This is a genomic window from Pedobacter sp. SAFR-022 (assembly GCF_051965375.1).
Lineage (GTDB): Bacteria > Bacteroidota > Bacteroidia > Sphingobacteriales > Sphingobacteriaceae > Pedobacter.
The window spans coordinates 565,411-579,294 of record NZ_JBQCME010000001.1 but is presented as its reverse complement, the minus strand read 5'-3'; the positions used below and the strand labels follow the sequence as shown (position 1 = coordinate 579,294).

Below are 13,884 nucleotides of genomic sequence, written 5' to 3'. Positions count from 1 at the left end.
TTTGATAAAAAGATTTGTTAAGTTTGATAAGATATACCGACTACCAAATCATCAACCCGATCTACTCTTTCAGTAACATATGAGAAAACTTTACTTTGGTTTTATTATTTTAACCATGCTAATGACCAGCTGCGGAAAAGGCGGGCAGGGCGAATTAGTAGGGGTTTACAATAAGAATTTCAAAAACAACCGCGTGCCACTTGGAATGGTCTATGTTCCACCGGGCCGCACACTAATCGGCGGCTCGGATGAAGACATCACCGGCAGCCAGGCTCCTGCAAGCCGCATGGTATCGTTCAGCGCCTTCTACATGGACGAAACCGAGATCACCAATGCAGAATACCGTCAGTTTGTGAATTATGTACGTGACTCTGTCGCAATAACCAGCTTAGGTCCTTCAGGTGCACCTGATCTGTATATGCCCGCACCAGCAGGTGAAGGCGCTAACAATGGTCAGCGCAACATCAACTGGAAGAAAGTTGGCGATGGTTCACGCTTGTGGAGCAACAAAAACGGCGGTTATGCGAGCAAACTTGCAGATATGTATTACAGCGGGGATGATGCACTATTCGGTAGGGCAGAACTTGATGTAAGGAAATTCCGCTATTCCTATAAGGTGGTGAACATGGATCTTGCAGCGAAGTCTAAAAACAACCCTAATGCTAAGCGTAGTGACTTCATTGAAAGTTATGTAGATGCACCAGATCCAAATAAACCTAATGAGTTTCCATCGGTAAGTGTTTATCCGGATACTTTGGTTTGGAAAACAGATTACTCCTATTCGCAGAATGACCCAATGGTTATCGGTTACTTTAATCACCCATCATACGATGAGTACCCGGTTGTAGGGGTAACCTGGGAGCAGGCAAACGCTTTCTGCGTATGGCGCACACGCTTATTCCAGTCTGTTGCCGCGCAACGCAATATGCCTTACAATTCCCGATTAAGCTATAGCTTACCTACAGAAGCGCAGTTTGAATATGCTGCAAGAGGTGGTAATGTAAAAACTAAATACCCTTGGGGTGGCCCTTACATCCGTAATGCTAAAGGATGTATGCAGGCGAACTTCAAAGTTGGTCGTGGTAATTATTCTGACGACGGCGGTTTATATACCGTGAACGTACATTCTTATTTCCCGAACGATTACGGCCTGTATAACATGGCCGGAAACGTGTCGGAGTGGACACTGACCGCTTATAATAAGTCGGCCGGCACCATGCTCCTGGACTTCAACCCGAACTACACTTACGTGGCAAGACCTGAGGATAACAAATACCTTAAGCGTAAAGTGGTTAGAGGTGGTTCATGGAAGGACATAGGTTTCTTCCTTCAGAACTCCGTAGGTACCTACGAATACCAGGACAACGCAACTTCTTACATTGGCTTCAGATGTGTGGTTTCTTATGCAGGAACTGACATCAACTACAAGTAAAAACACAAATCATCACAACTAAAATTACCATCTAGAACAAGAACATGGCAGCAAAGAAAAAATTTGATTGGTTACATACTGCAATTTCATGGGGAGCCAGTATCGTAATCATTGGCGCATTATTTAAAATCCTACACATTGGCGGAATCTGGGGAAATTACATGATCGGGATAGGATTAGGCGTAGAGGCTTTCTTATTCTTCTTAACGGGTTTCTTTCCACCTACACCGGAGCCAGCATGGGAGAAGGTTTATCCTGAACTAAGTCCAGAGTATGCGGGTGAGCTACCTAAAGCATCTGCAAGAGCAGTAAACGTCCCGCAGAGTGCACCTACAACTGCAGCTTTAGACAACATGCTTAGAAACGCAAACGTTGGACCAGATCTTATCGAAAGCCTTGGAAATGGCTTACGTACTTTCGGCGATAAAGTTGCCGCAATTTCGAACGTTGCTGATGCATCATCTGCAACGACAGAATACACTTCAAAAATCAAGTCGGCAACTGCCAGCTTTGATAACCTGAACACTGCATTCGATAAAGCAACTGCACAGTTGGTTGAAATGGGCCAAAGCACTGGTGAGGCAAGAGCTTACCATGAGCAGGTGAACAAACTAGCGAAGAACCTGTCTGCATTGAACGCCGTATACGAGTTGGAACTTCAGGATTCAAGTGCACATTTGAAATCGATGAATACGTTCTACCAGAACCTATCTACCACCATGCATAACTTTAACGAGTCGATGGAAGATTCGAAAATGTTTAAAGACGAAGTTGCGAAACTTGCTAAAAACCTAGCTTCATTAAATGCCATTTATGGCAATATGCTGTCTGCTATGAACCAGCCACGTGTATAATTAGTCCTTAATTATTAATTAATAACAAAGACCTTTAATAAACATGGCCGGAGGAAAAGAAACAACAAGGCAGCGGATGATCAATATCATGTATTTGGTATTGCTTGCCATGCTTGCATTAAACGTGTCAGATACCATTCTGGATGCTTTCAAAAACATCAACGACAGTTTGGAAACTTCAAAGAACAACGTTAATACAAGTGTAGAGCAATTATTCACTGCTTTTCAGAATACAAAATTAAAAGATGAGCCTGCAAGGGCACAGCCGATCTGGGAGAAAGCCCAGCAGGCTAAAGCTTATGCAGGGGAACTGGATGGATACATTCAGAAACTAAAAGCCCGCTTTGTAGCGGAGGGTAGCGGTATCGACGAAGAAACCGGAGACCTGGTAGAAAGAGGTAATCAGGATATCGCTCAGGGAATCATGATCAATCAAAAAGAAGGTGAAAAACTTCAGAAGATGATCAACGATACCCGTGAAAAGCTGATTGGCTTACTCAACCCGGAAGATCGTGCAGGTGTTACCTTCACGCTTGTTGCCAACGATGCAGAGAAGAATGTGAATGGCAAGAAGAAATGGGCTGACATTAACTTTGGTGAAGGCACGCCATTAACGGCAGCAAACACCATTTTAACGAAAATACAGACTGATACCAAGAATGCGGAAGCGGAAGTAGTTAAGAAGCTTTTCGGAAACATGGATAAGTCCTTGGTGAACCTGGATCAGTTTGCTGCAGTTGCTGTAGCACCATCATCCTACGTGATCCAAGGTCAGCCTTATGTTGCTGAGGTATTTTTAACAGCCAGTGATTCGAAGTCGAGTCCGGACATTTCCGTAGGTGGAAGTAAACTTACCGTGAGAAATGGTAAGGCAACTTATACTGGCGGCACGAATAGTGTGGGTGTGTTTAAGTGGGTTGGAACGATCCGCGTTAAACAAACTGACGGACAGATCAAAGAATACCGTACACCAGAGCAAACCTACCAGGTGGCAAAACCATCCGCTACGGTTTCCCCGGATAAGATGAACGTGATCTATGCAGGTATCCCGAATCCATTTTCGGTATCCGCAGCAGGTTTTCCTTTGGAAAGCGTGCGTGCAACGATCTCTGGTGGTTCAATCAGTGGAAGTGGTGGTAAATACATGGTTAATGTTCCCGGTTCACAGATTGGTAAAGAATTAAACATCAACGTATCTGCTTCAGCAGGCGGTAAGACAATAAACCTCGGCGCACAGAAGTTCCGTGTTAAAGCCCTACCGACACCTAAAGCCTTCATTAAAGGTAAATCAGGTGGTAATGTTGATCTGGAGTGGTTAGTGGCTTCAAATCAGATTGAAACAGAGTTGGAAGACTTCGTGTTCGATATCAAATATCGCGTATTGAGGTTCTCTACAACGTTTATCAATCCAAGATCTGATGCGGTGACCATTCAGAATAGCGGAGGTAGTTTCTCCGGACAGATTAAAGGTGCTTTAAATTCCATTAAACCTGGCGCTACGGTAATCTTCAAAGATATCGTTGCAGAAGGACCAGACGGAAGACAGAAAGTGCTTAATGGAATTACATTTATAGCAAAATAGTAAAGATGAAAAAGGTGTTATATACCGCTGTGTTTATGCTCTTTGGCGCTGCTGCTTTTGCACAAAGCACTTCAGCAGCGGCTGACAGCTCCAGATCCAAGATTAAAACGCCTCCAAAGGATGGTTTTGCAGTAAGGAACGACGTTGATAGCGGCTTTATGGCGCCTTTTGCTGAAGTACGTGACGAGGACGTTTACTACTCGAAACGGATCTGGCGTGAGATCGATCTGAGAGATACGTTGAATTCGGTGCTTGCTGCGGAGAAATCAAAGCTTATTGATGTTTTGATCGAGGCCATCGGCCGGGAAGAACTCACGGCATATTCTCCAAAAGATACCGCTGCAGGCCGTATTCTGGAAGATAATGATTCCTTTCAAATCGCCTTAACGGCACAGGATGCCCTGCGTTTAGCGAGAGGTGTTACCGAAGGCGAGCCTGATCCGCTTACCGGTAAATTATCTGAGCCTACTCTACGTCGTTTCAGACCGGAGGAATTCATGAAATACCGTATCAAGGAAGACTGGATCCTGGACGTTAAACGTTCCATCTTCGAACCCCGCATTGTTGGTATTGCACCGATGAAGATGGTAGAAGGTAACTGGCAGCCCGTATTCTGGGTGTATTTTGATGAGGCAAGAGAGATCCTGAGCAAAAAGAAACTGGTTAATCCTGCGAATGATGCGTCAACATTAACTTACGATGATTTCTTTGTAAGGAGGTTGTTCACCAGCTATATCGTTAAAGAGACCAACCCAGCAAATAAGACCCTTGCTGAAATTGTAGGCCAGACAGATCCTAAAGATCCAAGAAAGTTATACGAGTCTGAAAGGGTTAAGAAGTCCATTTCAGATTACGAACAAGGCCTTTGGGAGTACTAACCCCCAGGTAGATAAAAAGCCCGGCATCTTCGAGATGCCGGGCTTTTTTCGTTCAGGCGTGTTGATTGAAATATTCGATCAGGGTTTTTAACTGGGTCTTGTTAACAATGGTCGCTAGTTCATCTTCTGTGGCTTCCCTGATCCGTTTAACGGATTTAAAGTGCCTCAACAGCTTGTCGGCTGTAGTTTTCCCGATGCCGGAGATGTTTTCAAGTTCCGTTTTCAAGGTGCCTTGATCACGCTTCTTACGATGGAAGGTAATGCCGAAGCGGTGCGCCTCATCCCGTAATTGCTGGATCACTTTCAAGGTCTCGGATTTCTTGTCCAGGTACAGCGGGAAGCTATCGCCCGGGTAGTAAAGTTCTTCGAGCCTTTTAGCGATACCAATTACTGTAACCCGATTCTCTATACCAAGCTTCTTTAAGCTGGTCATAGCAGAGGAAAGCTGGCCCTTGCCGCCATCAATGATGATAAGCTGAGGCAATGGCTGCTCTTCTTCCAACATGCGCTTATATCGCCTGTAAACCGCTTCTTCCATGGTGGCGAAGTCGTTGGGCCCCTCAACGGTTTTCACGTTGAAATGCCGGTAGTCCTTTTTTGATGGTTTCGCATCTCTGAACACCACAATCGCGGATACGGGGTACTTGCCCTGGAAGTTGGAGTTATCAAAACACTCAATGTGCGAAGGTAGTTGTGTAAGGCGAAGGTCCTTTTGCATCTGGGTAAGGATGCGTTCCGTTCTTAAATCCGGATTGACCTTCTCATACTGGTTCAGCTTCTCCCGCTTGAAGAACAGCACGTTCTTTTGAGAAAGCTCCAGCAGGCTTTTCTTTTCGCCCAGTTTGGGTACCGTAAACTTTAATCCCGGATCGGTGATGGATAACTCAAAGGGAACAATGATCTCTTTTGAGGTACTGTTAAACTTGGTGCGGAACTCGGTGATGGCGATGCTGAGCAGCTCTTCATCGGTTTCATCCAGTCGCTTCTTGATCTCGATGGTTTGCGTTTGAATGATACTGCCGTTCATGATCTTCAGGTAGTTCACGAAGGCATAACGTTCATCGGAGGCAATGCTCACCACATCAACATTGGTGATGGAGCTGTTGACAACGGTGGATTTGCTCTGATACTTTTCGAGTACCAGCAGTTTCTTTTGATATTGGTGTGCTGTTTCGAAGTTTAAATCCGCAACGGCATTTTTAATGATTTGTTTAACATCCCGGATGACATTCCCGATCTTACCATTGAGGATCTCTTTGATCTCTTCAATATTCTTTTCATAGTCTTCCAGCGACTGGTACTTCTGACAGGGGCCTTTGCAGTTGCCGATCTGGTATTCCAGGCAGACTTTAAACTTGTCTGCTTCAATGTTTGGAATCGTTAAGGGCAGGTTGCAGGTACGGAGGGGATAGGTTTCCTTGATCAGGTCCAGGATGGTGTGCATCATGCCTACCGAGGCATAAGGGCCAAAGTAGGTGGAGCCGTCTTTGACCATTTTACGGGTCCAGAAAACCCGTGGAAAGGGCTCTTTTTTGATGATGATCCATGGATAGGTCTTATCATCCTTGAGCATGATGTTATATCTTGGCTGGTGCCTTTTAATAAGGCTGTTTTCCAGCAGCCAGGCATCGATTTCCGTATCGACAATGGTAAAGGTGATCTTGCGGATCTTGGACACCAGCACACGGGTTTTACCATTCAGCTGATTGTCGGAGTTAAAGTAAGAGCCTACGCGGTTGCGCAGGTCCTTTGCCTTGCCAATATAGATCAGCACCCCCTCGGCATCCCAAAACTGGTATACACCGGGGCGATGCGGAACATCGTTCAATGCCGTTTTATAATCGAATGCAGCCATGCGCTAGAAGCCTAATTTCTCGTCGAGTTCTGTTTTCCCTTGCTCTTGTTGCTGATACTGGTTACAATCATACTCGATGGTACGTGGGGTAGTCGGCGCCTCAAAATCTCCTTTTGAGATCTTCAGGGAAGGATTGGCATATACCCGTTTCATGAAACCGGCATAAATCGGCAATGCCGTATTCGCACCCTCACCCTCGCGGGTGCTGATGAAGTGAAATGCACGGTCCTCACAACCGGTCCAAACCCCAGCTACCAGGTCTGGTGTTATGGACATGAACCATCCATCGGAATTATTCTGCGTTGTTCCCGTTTTTCCGCCGGTTGGCGCGTTAATGCCGTATTTATATCTTAATCTCGATCCTGTACCTTTATTCACCACACCTTGGAGCATTCTTGTCATCACGTAAGCAACTTCTTCGTTCATAACAACCTTCACTTGTGGTGTTTTGTTGTACAATACCACGCCATTTTTGTCTTCTATCCGTAGAATATAGGTGGGTTCAGTCCACACGCCTTTGTTTGCAAATACGCTGTAAGCCCCTACCATGTCGTAAATCGAAGCATCAAATACTCCTAAACTGATGGAAGGATAAGCTGGAACATCGGTGCTGATACCCATCTTCTTTGCCAGTGTAGCCACTGCGGTAGGGCCAACCTGCTTCATCAGGAAGGCGGTGATATAATTCTGGGAGTTGGCCAATGCGGTTTGCAGGGTAACCATACCCGGAATGGTCGAACTTGGGGAAGAGCGTGGTGTCCATGGTGCACTGCCCGGCGTTTCGATCGTTACAGGTTCATTTGCCACCGTATAACAAGGTGAATAACCGTTCTCAATAGCTACGGCATAGGTGAAAGGTTTAGCTGTGGAACCCACCTGACGTGAACCCATCTTTACCTGATCATATTTGAAATGCTGGAAGTTTATGCCGCCAACCCAGGCTTTGATGTGCCCGGTTTTAGGATCCATGGCCATCATGGCATTACGCAACAGCATTTTGTAGTACTTCACGGAGTCCATAGGTTTCATCAAGGTATCTACGTCGCCTTTCCAGGTGAAGATGTTCATGCGGGTAGGGGTGTTGAAGTCTTTCATGATCTCCTCCTCAGACTTACCCTCCAGTTGAAGTGCTTTGTAGCGCTCCGAGCGTTTAACACCCTGAAGCAATTGGGTTTGATTGCCCTTAAAGGGGTTTTTACCTCTCCAGCTTCTGTTAAATTGCTGTTGAAGCGTTTTCATGTATTCACGTTGTGCCTCTTCCGCATACACCTGCATATCATAGTTGATGGTGGTCACGATCTTCAGGCCATCACGGTCCAGATCGTATGGTGTACCATCTGCTTTCAAGATGGAACGTTCCTGGAAAATACGTTTAATGTCGGATTTCAGTACCGCACGGAAGTATGGTGCAACACCGTCACTTACTGTAGCGCTTCTGAATTTTAGACCCAGTGGCTTTGCCTGCTCTACCTGAAACTGCTCATCGGTAAGTTTACCGGCCTTTACCATCATGGCAAGTACGGTATTTCTTCGTTCGCGGGAGCGCTCCGGATTACGGGTAGGAGAGTATCTTGTGATACCTTTTTGTAGGCCTACAAGTGTCGCCGCTTCCGTGTATGATAATTTATCTGGTGTGGTGTTGAAGTATATTCTCGCTGCAGATTTGATACCGTATGCCTGGTTACCGAAATCTACGGTGTTCAAATACATGGTAATGATCTCTTCTTTGGTATAGTTGCGCTCCAGTTTTACCGCAATAACCCATTCCTGAAACTTCTGCATCAGTCGCTTAAAGAAGTTACGTTGACGGGCCTCTTCAGAGAAAAGGTTTAAGGCCAGCTGCTGGGTGATGGTACTACCACCCTGACGTTTACCCACAAGGTTGTAGAAGAAGATGGTAAATGTTCTTTTGAAATCTATACCGGAGTGTGTCATGAAACGCGTGTCTTCTGTTGCGATTAGCGCGTCAATTACATTCTGAGAGATCTCCGGGTAGGTGATGTTCGATCTGTTCTGCACAAAGTAATTACCCAATGGGCGACTGTCTTCGCTGAGGATCTCGGTAGCCTGGTTACTTTTCGGGTGTTCAATATCACGGAAGGAGGGCAGTGTACCAAAGATACCAAAGCCCACACCTGCGATGAATAAGGAGAAAAGTATGATACCGCCAATCAGTAGTTTCCAAAGCGTGAAGTTGTATCTTTTGATATCTGATTGGGTAAGTTGTTGCTTCATTTTAATAAGTGTTTTTATAAAAATCCAGGTATTGGTTCAGGAGCGACTTGCTTTTGATTATGTCAAAGTTCTCCTTGCTGATGATGAAAGTCTTATATAATGTTGGACTGACCCTCATGATCCTGTTCAGTTGCGGTGTTATCCGGTCCTGAAATGCCTTAGCAGCCTCAAAATTACTAAAGTTTCCAACGTAAATTAGCTGATCGTTGTCAAATTCAACCAATTGGTGCCTCAAATCACTTTCAGGATAGTTTCCACGGCTGAATTGTCCGATGCCAAATCGTGAAGAGCTGAGGCGGATGGAGGCATCTTCGACATTGATCACGAAGTACCAGGTGCTGGAAGGCGCATTACGGAAAGGAGAAGTGTTAGGGGGTTGCGCGGATTCCGGCTTTTGTTCAGCTGGAACTGTTACGGTTAATGTTTGGTCCTTCCCTTGCGCGGCTTGGTTGTTTGTATTTAGCTCCCTTACAGCTTGCGCTTTTGTGGGTGGAGTGCTATCATTCCCCTTTGGCATGCTCTGCATTCCAGGTGCTCCAGGAACCTGTGCATAAAATCTAGGTTCGTTCGGGTCAAAATCAATCAAGGCGATCTTACGCTTTTTAAATTCCGCCAGATGCGCATAGATGTAGCTGAGGTGCTCGCTGACCAGGGGTACAATAAGGCGATCCTGCGGGTATGCAGATCTGATCTGTTCAAGCTGCTGTAATAGGCTGTCTACAGGTTGTGTGCGGCCAACCGCGATCGCGCGTAAATAGGCGAACTGTGGTGCAAAGTTTGTCTCCGGCATTTTGGCCAGGGTTTCATCTGCCATCCGGATCACCTTAGGAAAATCTTTCTGCAGGTAGCTTTCGAAAAGGGTGTTGTAAGTATTACTGATCTCCAGCTCCAGGATATTCTGGTCAGCCCGGAAGTTCGGTTCCAGGATAATCCGGGCATAGATGCTGCTGCCATGGTTGTTCAGGACCTGGTTCTTGTAGCCTTCGGCCTTGTTTTGATCCAGACCCTTGTAAATCCGGTACAGGCTGTAGTTGATGGCGGCCAGCTGGCTATTCTCCGGATACTTCTGTAAAAGCAGCTCATAGATCGCTGCAGCATCTTTGCTTGCTTTAAGTTCCTGCTCATAGAATGATGCAAGCTCAAGATAGGCATTTACGATCCTTTCGTTTGAAGCATGAAGCATCTGATTGTTTACCGGGACAGCAGCCAGAAAATTAGTGAGCCTTAGGCTGTCGGTGCCAGATTGTACGGCATTGCCATCGTTTGGCTGTAGTGTGATCGGATCCAGACTTAGTGTTTGTTGGGTATTCGGTGCAGTATTCCGGATGCTTTGGCGCCAGTTATCTTCCAGTTTTCTATTGCCCCAGCTTTTGATGAAATCCGCATAGCCACGCTCCATTGCATTTCGGTTCTGGAAATAGAAGGTCGCGTTTTGTTGTGAAGTTCCAGAGCTTGCATTTGTCAGGTTGGTGCTATTGCCAGCTGCGCTAGAGCTTGTGTCTGCTGTGATGACACTGGTACCTGTTGCGGTCGCTGCAGCCTCTGAGGCTGTCGGGAAGAGCATTTCCCTGGCCCGGCTTTCACGTGTTACTTCGGGTAAGGTAGCCAGGACCTGCAGGCTGTCTTCCCTTGCGATGGTCTCGTATCGACTGGAAAGATAATCCAGACTTTGACTCTTCTTTTGGATAAGTTCTAGTCCCGGGTACTCCTTAGGTAGATTTTGAATTGCAGCATCATAGTGCTTTTTGGCCTGGAGATAGTCTCTTTGCTGCGTGAAACTCAGCTCAGCCAGCTGCAGAAAGGCCATACCTTTAAGCGTGACGTTGGTTGTTACCGCTTCTATCGCCTTGTTGTAATAGTCTGCTGCTTTGGTATAAAATTGCTGCCCGCGGAAGTGTTCCGCAATGCGATAGTAGATCTGATCGCTGAACTCCTCGTTCTTTTCATCTTTGAGTAGGGCCAGTAGCTGCTCCTCTTTTCGAAGCTGATCACCATTTTGTAAGGCGTTTACTTCAACCAGGTTTAGCCTTGCGTTGAAATACAGATCAAACCCGGTATTACTGCTTTGTACTTTTTTATAATGGCTGATCGCCTGAGCATAATCTTGTTGTTCCTGGTACAGCTGTCCAAGTATAAAGTGCCAGCGGATGGTATTGCGCTTGTGTTTACTTTCCTTTACTGCGGTTTCAAGGTATGGAATGGCTTGTTTTTGCTGAGACATCAGAAGCGCCATTTGAGAAAGTGTCGCAATGGGCTCTGCACGGTCCTTCTTGCTTTGCTCCAGATGCTTTTCCAGGGAGTCGAGCGCAATTGCAGCAGTTTTCAACTCATTCACCTGCATCAATGACCTTGCCTGCCAGTCCAGCGCCTGGATTAAACTTGCCTGGTTTTCCGGGTAAGTTTTCGCGACGTAGTTAAAATATTCAGCGGCCAGAAAGTAATTGCCTTTATAGAACTCACTTTTGCCCATCAACAGGTAGGCCTCATCCAGGTAGTTACTCAAACTTTTGTCTGTGATAATCGTTTTGGACTTACGAATGATTTCATCAAGCGCCTTATTGTTGGGGTTTGCCGTCAAACTTGTAGGGTCGAACTTGTGTGGACTCAGGTGTACCGGCAGGACTTCATTGTAATTGTTCGGGAAAGCATTGTATAATTCGGAAACATAGTCCTCAAGGATTATATTCGCATTGTATAAATAATTATACCGCGCCGTCAGATTTTGCATCCCCCTACCGGAAGAGCCGTCCTTTTGTACGCTGCAGGCATATAGGATACTGATGGACAGGCAAAATAGAAGTAGCTTTACCTGATGAAGGGAGGAGTTGCTCAATGATATACGTTATGAATTACGTGGTATGGTACAAAATATATGCAAAAATATCTGATTAGCCTATCATTAGAAAACAATAGACTATTTATTTACTAAAAAGATGGAAGATCCACAGCGAGAAGTCAAGCGCAAACAGGTTGTCAGTTACGCCCGGTATACTGGTCTGTTTTTTCAAATGTTTGTGATCATAGGTGTTTTTGCCTTTGTGGGATCCTGGCTGGATGATTACCAGGCGACCAAACAGCCATATTATACTGCGGGGCTGGCCTTGATCGGGGTCGTGATCGCGATTTATCAGGTGCTGAAAGAAGTAAATCAGCTGAACAATCCTAAAAGTTAAAGCCCACCAGATTAATTTGCTATTTTTGCAGCAAATCTGATCCATTGAGCATCGTTCGTTTTACAATCTTATATACGGGGTTTTGTATTGTGCTTGCCGGCCTGGCAGCCGCCCTTCAGCAAATCTTTCCTGACGCCGATCTTCTTGTTAACAAATTCTGGGTGATTTTCTGCTTCCTTGCAGGCATTACCTACATCGCCTATGTAACCGCAGATCTTGGGATTAAAAAGGACCCTGAAGTAGGCGTAATGGCTATTATGGCATCTATTGCGGTGAAGATGATCTTTTCGATGGCTTTTGTACTGATTTACAGTCAGAAACAGCCCCAGTTAGGCGGAATATTCCTGGCCAACTTTTTTTCTTTATATTTATTGTTTACCTGCTTTGAAATATACTGGTTGTTGCGTAACTTGCGCCACCAAAATAAATAGTAAAAATCTGCGAATAAATGGATTGTAGCCACGTTTTTGATTTTAAAGTGAATAGGTTAATTGCTGCTTTTACGCTTTTTTTAGCGCTTTTCACTGTTGTACCATCTGTTTTAGCGCAGACTGACAGTGTTGAAGCTGGCGCTACTCATGAGGCTGTTGCAACTACTGCTGCTCATGGTGCTGAAGCTGGGCATGAAGAAGGTAATTTTGATCCTACGGAAGTGATCATGGAGCACATCGCTGATTCTCATGTTTGGCATGTGGCTGGTCATTTTTCTTTCCCGCTTCCGGTAATTTTGTATACTCCTCAAGGTTTAGAAGTGTTTTCTTCTGGTAACTTTCATCATGGTGAGGCTGATCATAAAGGTGCTTATAACACCTACCGTTTGGTGGAAAACCCTAAAGATCAGAGTGTGGGTCAGAACTTCTTCAACAAGAAAATTAAAGTTGTTGCTCCGGATGGTCAGATCGATGAAGCTGCAACGGCTAGCATTATGGACTTCTCGATCACCAAGAACGTTGCTGCAATGTTCCTGACTGTAGTGATCTTGTTGCTTGTCTTTTCTGCGGTAGCCTCTGCGTACAAGAAGCGTCACGGAAAATCGCCTAAAGGATTGCAGTCTTTCTTAGAACCGATCATTGTGTTTGTAAGAGACGATATTGCTAAACCAAACATTGGTCATGACTATGGTCGTTTTATGCCTTTCCTGTTAACGGTATTCTTCTTTATTTTAATCAACAACCTTTTGGGATTGGTTCCAATCTTCCCGGGTGGTGCTAACGTGACCGGTAACATTGCAACGACTTTCATCCTTGCGTTGTTCACCTTGATCATCGTAAACGTAAATGGTAACAAATCTTACTGGAGTCACATCTTTGCACCTGACGTTCCGAAATGGATGTATGTGATCATGATCCCGGTAGAGGTTATCGGTGTACTTTCAAGACCATTCGCGTTAATGGTGAGGTTATTCGCCAACATTACTGCTGGACACATTATCGTGTTAAGCTTAATCTCTCTGATCTTCATTTTCAAATCACTTGCAATAGCGCCGGTATCGGTAGCGTTCGTGATCTTCATGGATGTCCTGGAGTTACTAGTTGCTTTTCTACAAGCTTTCATCTTTACCTTGTTAAGCGCGCTTTTCATTGGTATGGCTGTTGAGGAGCATCATTAATATTAAACTATAGATTCATTAATATAAATTAAATTAGTTATGGTAGGTTCAATCGCGGCAATTGGTGCCGGAATCGCAGTTATCGGTGCTGGATTAGGTATCGGACAAGTAGGTGGTAAAGCAATGGAAGGTATTGCTCGTCAACCAGAGGCTGCTTCTAAAATTCAAACTGCAATGATCATCGCTGCTGCACTTATTGAAGGTGTTGCGTTATTCGGTGTGGTAGTTGCGTTCCTTGGAAACAATCCTCCAGCTGCTTAATCAGC

Annotated in this window: 11 protein-coding genes; 8 read left to right on the top strand and 3 right to left on the bottom strand. The window is 45.2% G+C overall.

What is annotated here, in order from left to right; genetic code table 11:
• Positions 1 to 79: 79 nt before the first annotated feature.
• Genes ACTHQF_RS02520 through gldN form a run of 4 tightly spaced genes read left to right on the top strand, consistent with a single transcriptional unit; the run spans position 80 to position 4,746 of the window.
• Positions 80 to 1,432, top strand: a complete 1,353-nt coding sequence (locus ACTHQF_RS02520; protein ID WP_440428271.1) for an SUMF1/EgtB/PvdO family nonheme iron enzyme — start codon at positions 80 to 82, stop codon at positions 1,430 to 1,432.
• A gap of 44 nt (positions 1,433 to 1,476) precedes the next feature.
• Positions 1,477 to 2,286 carry a T9SS inner membrane protein PorL/GldL gene (gene gldL / locus ACTHQF_RS02515; RefSeq protein WP_440428270.1) on the top strand — a complete coding sequence of 270 codons (810 nt, stop codon included), beginning with the start codon at positions 1,477 to 1,479 and terminating at the stop codon, positions 2,284 to 2,286.
• 43 nt (positions 2,287 to 2,329) lie between these two features.
• Positions 2,330 to 3,868 carry a type IX secretion system protein PorM/GldM gene (gene gldM / locus ACTHQF_RS02510; RefSeq protein WP_440428269.1) on the top strand — a complete coding sequence of 513 codons (1,539 nt, stop codon included), beginning with the start codon at positions 2,330 to 2,332 and terminating at the stop codon, positions 3,866 to 3,868.
• 5 nt (positions 3,869 to 3,873) lie between these two features.
• Entirely contained in the window at positions 3,874 to 4,746 is an 873-nt protein-coding gene (gene gldN / locus ACTHQF_RS02505; protein WP_440428268.1) for a type IX secretion system protein PorN/GldN, read from the top strand.
• 52 nt (positions 4,747 to 4,798) lie between these two features.
• Here gldN and uvrC read toward each other — a convergent pair whose 3' ends face one another.
• The 3 genes from uvrC to ACTHQF_RS02490 are packed head-to-tail and all read right to left on the bottom strand — an operon-like array spanning position 4,799 to position 11,669.
• The gene (gene uvrC / locus ACTHQF_RS02500) at positions 4,799 to 6,601 is read right to left on the bottom strand and encodes an excinuclease ABC subunit UvrC (RefSeq protein WP_440428267.1); all 1,803 of its coding nucleotides are present in this window, start codon (positions 6,599 to 6,601) and stop codon (positions 4,799 to 4,801) included.
• A gap of 3 nt (positions 6,602 to 6,604) precedes the next feature.
• Entirely contained in the window at positions 6,605 to 8,836 is a 2,232-nt protein-coding gene (locus tag ACTHQF_RS02495) for a penicillin-binding protein 1A (protein ID WP_440428266.1), read from the bottom strand.
• Between the two features lies 1 nt (position 8,837).
• On the bottom strand, positions 8,838 to 11,669 hold the full coding sequence (locus ACTHQF_RS02490; RefSeq protein ID WP_440428265.1) for a type IX secretion system periplasmic lipoprotein PorW/SprE: 2,832 nt from the start codon (positions 11,667 to 11,669) through the stop codon (positions 8,838 to 8,840).
• Positions 11,670 to 11,769: 100 nt separating this feature from the next.
• Between ACTHQF_RS02490 and ACTHQF_RS02485 the strand changes: the two genes are divergently transcribed.
• The 4 genes from ACTHQF_RS02485 to atpE are packed head-to-tail and all read left to right on the top strand — an operon-like array spanning position 11,770 to position 13,879.
• Positions 11,770 to 12,009: an AtpZ/AtpI family protein gene (locus ACTHQF_RS02485; RefSeq protein ID WP_440428264.1), complete on the top strand. Its 240-nt coding sequence runs from the start codon at positions 11,770 to 11,772 to the stop codon at positions 12,007 to 12,009.
• Between the two features lie 44 nt (positions 12,010 to 12,053).
• The gene (locus ACTHQF_RS02480; RefSeq protein ID WP_440428263.1) at positions 12,054 to 12,440 is read left to right on the top strand and encodes a hypothetical protein; all 387 of its coding nucleotides are present in this window, start codon (positions 12,054 to 12,056) and stop codon (positions 12,438 to 12,440) included.
• A gap of 17 nt (positions 12,441 to 12,457) precedes the next feature.
• Positions 12,458 to 13,618, top strand: a complete 1,161-nt coding sequence (atpB, locus tag ACTHQF_RS02475) for a F0F1 ATP synthase subunit A (protein ID WP_440428262.1) — start codon at positions 12,458 to 12,460, stop codon at positions 13,616 to 13,618.
• 39 nt (positions 13,619 to 13,657) lie between these two features.
• Positions 13,658 to 13,879 (top strand): ATP synthase F0 subunit C, encoded by a 222-nt coding sequence (gene atpE, locus ACTHQF_RS02470; protein WP_440428261.1) that lies wholly within the window; start codon positions 13,658 to 13,660, stop codon positions 13,877 to 13,879.
• Positions 13,880 to 13,884: the final 5 nt, after the last annotated feature.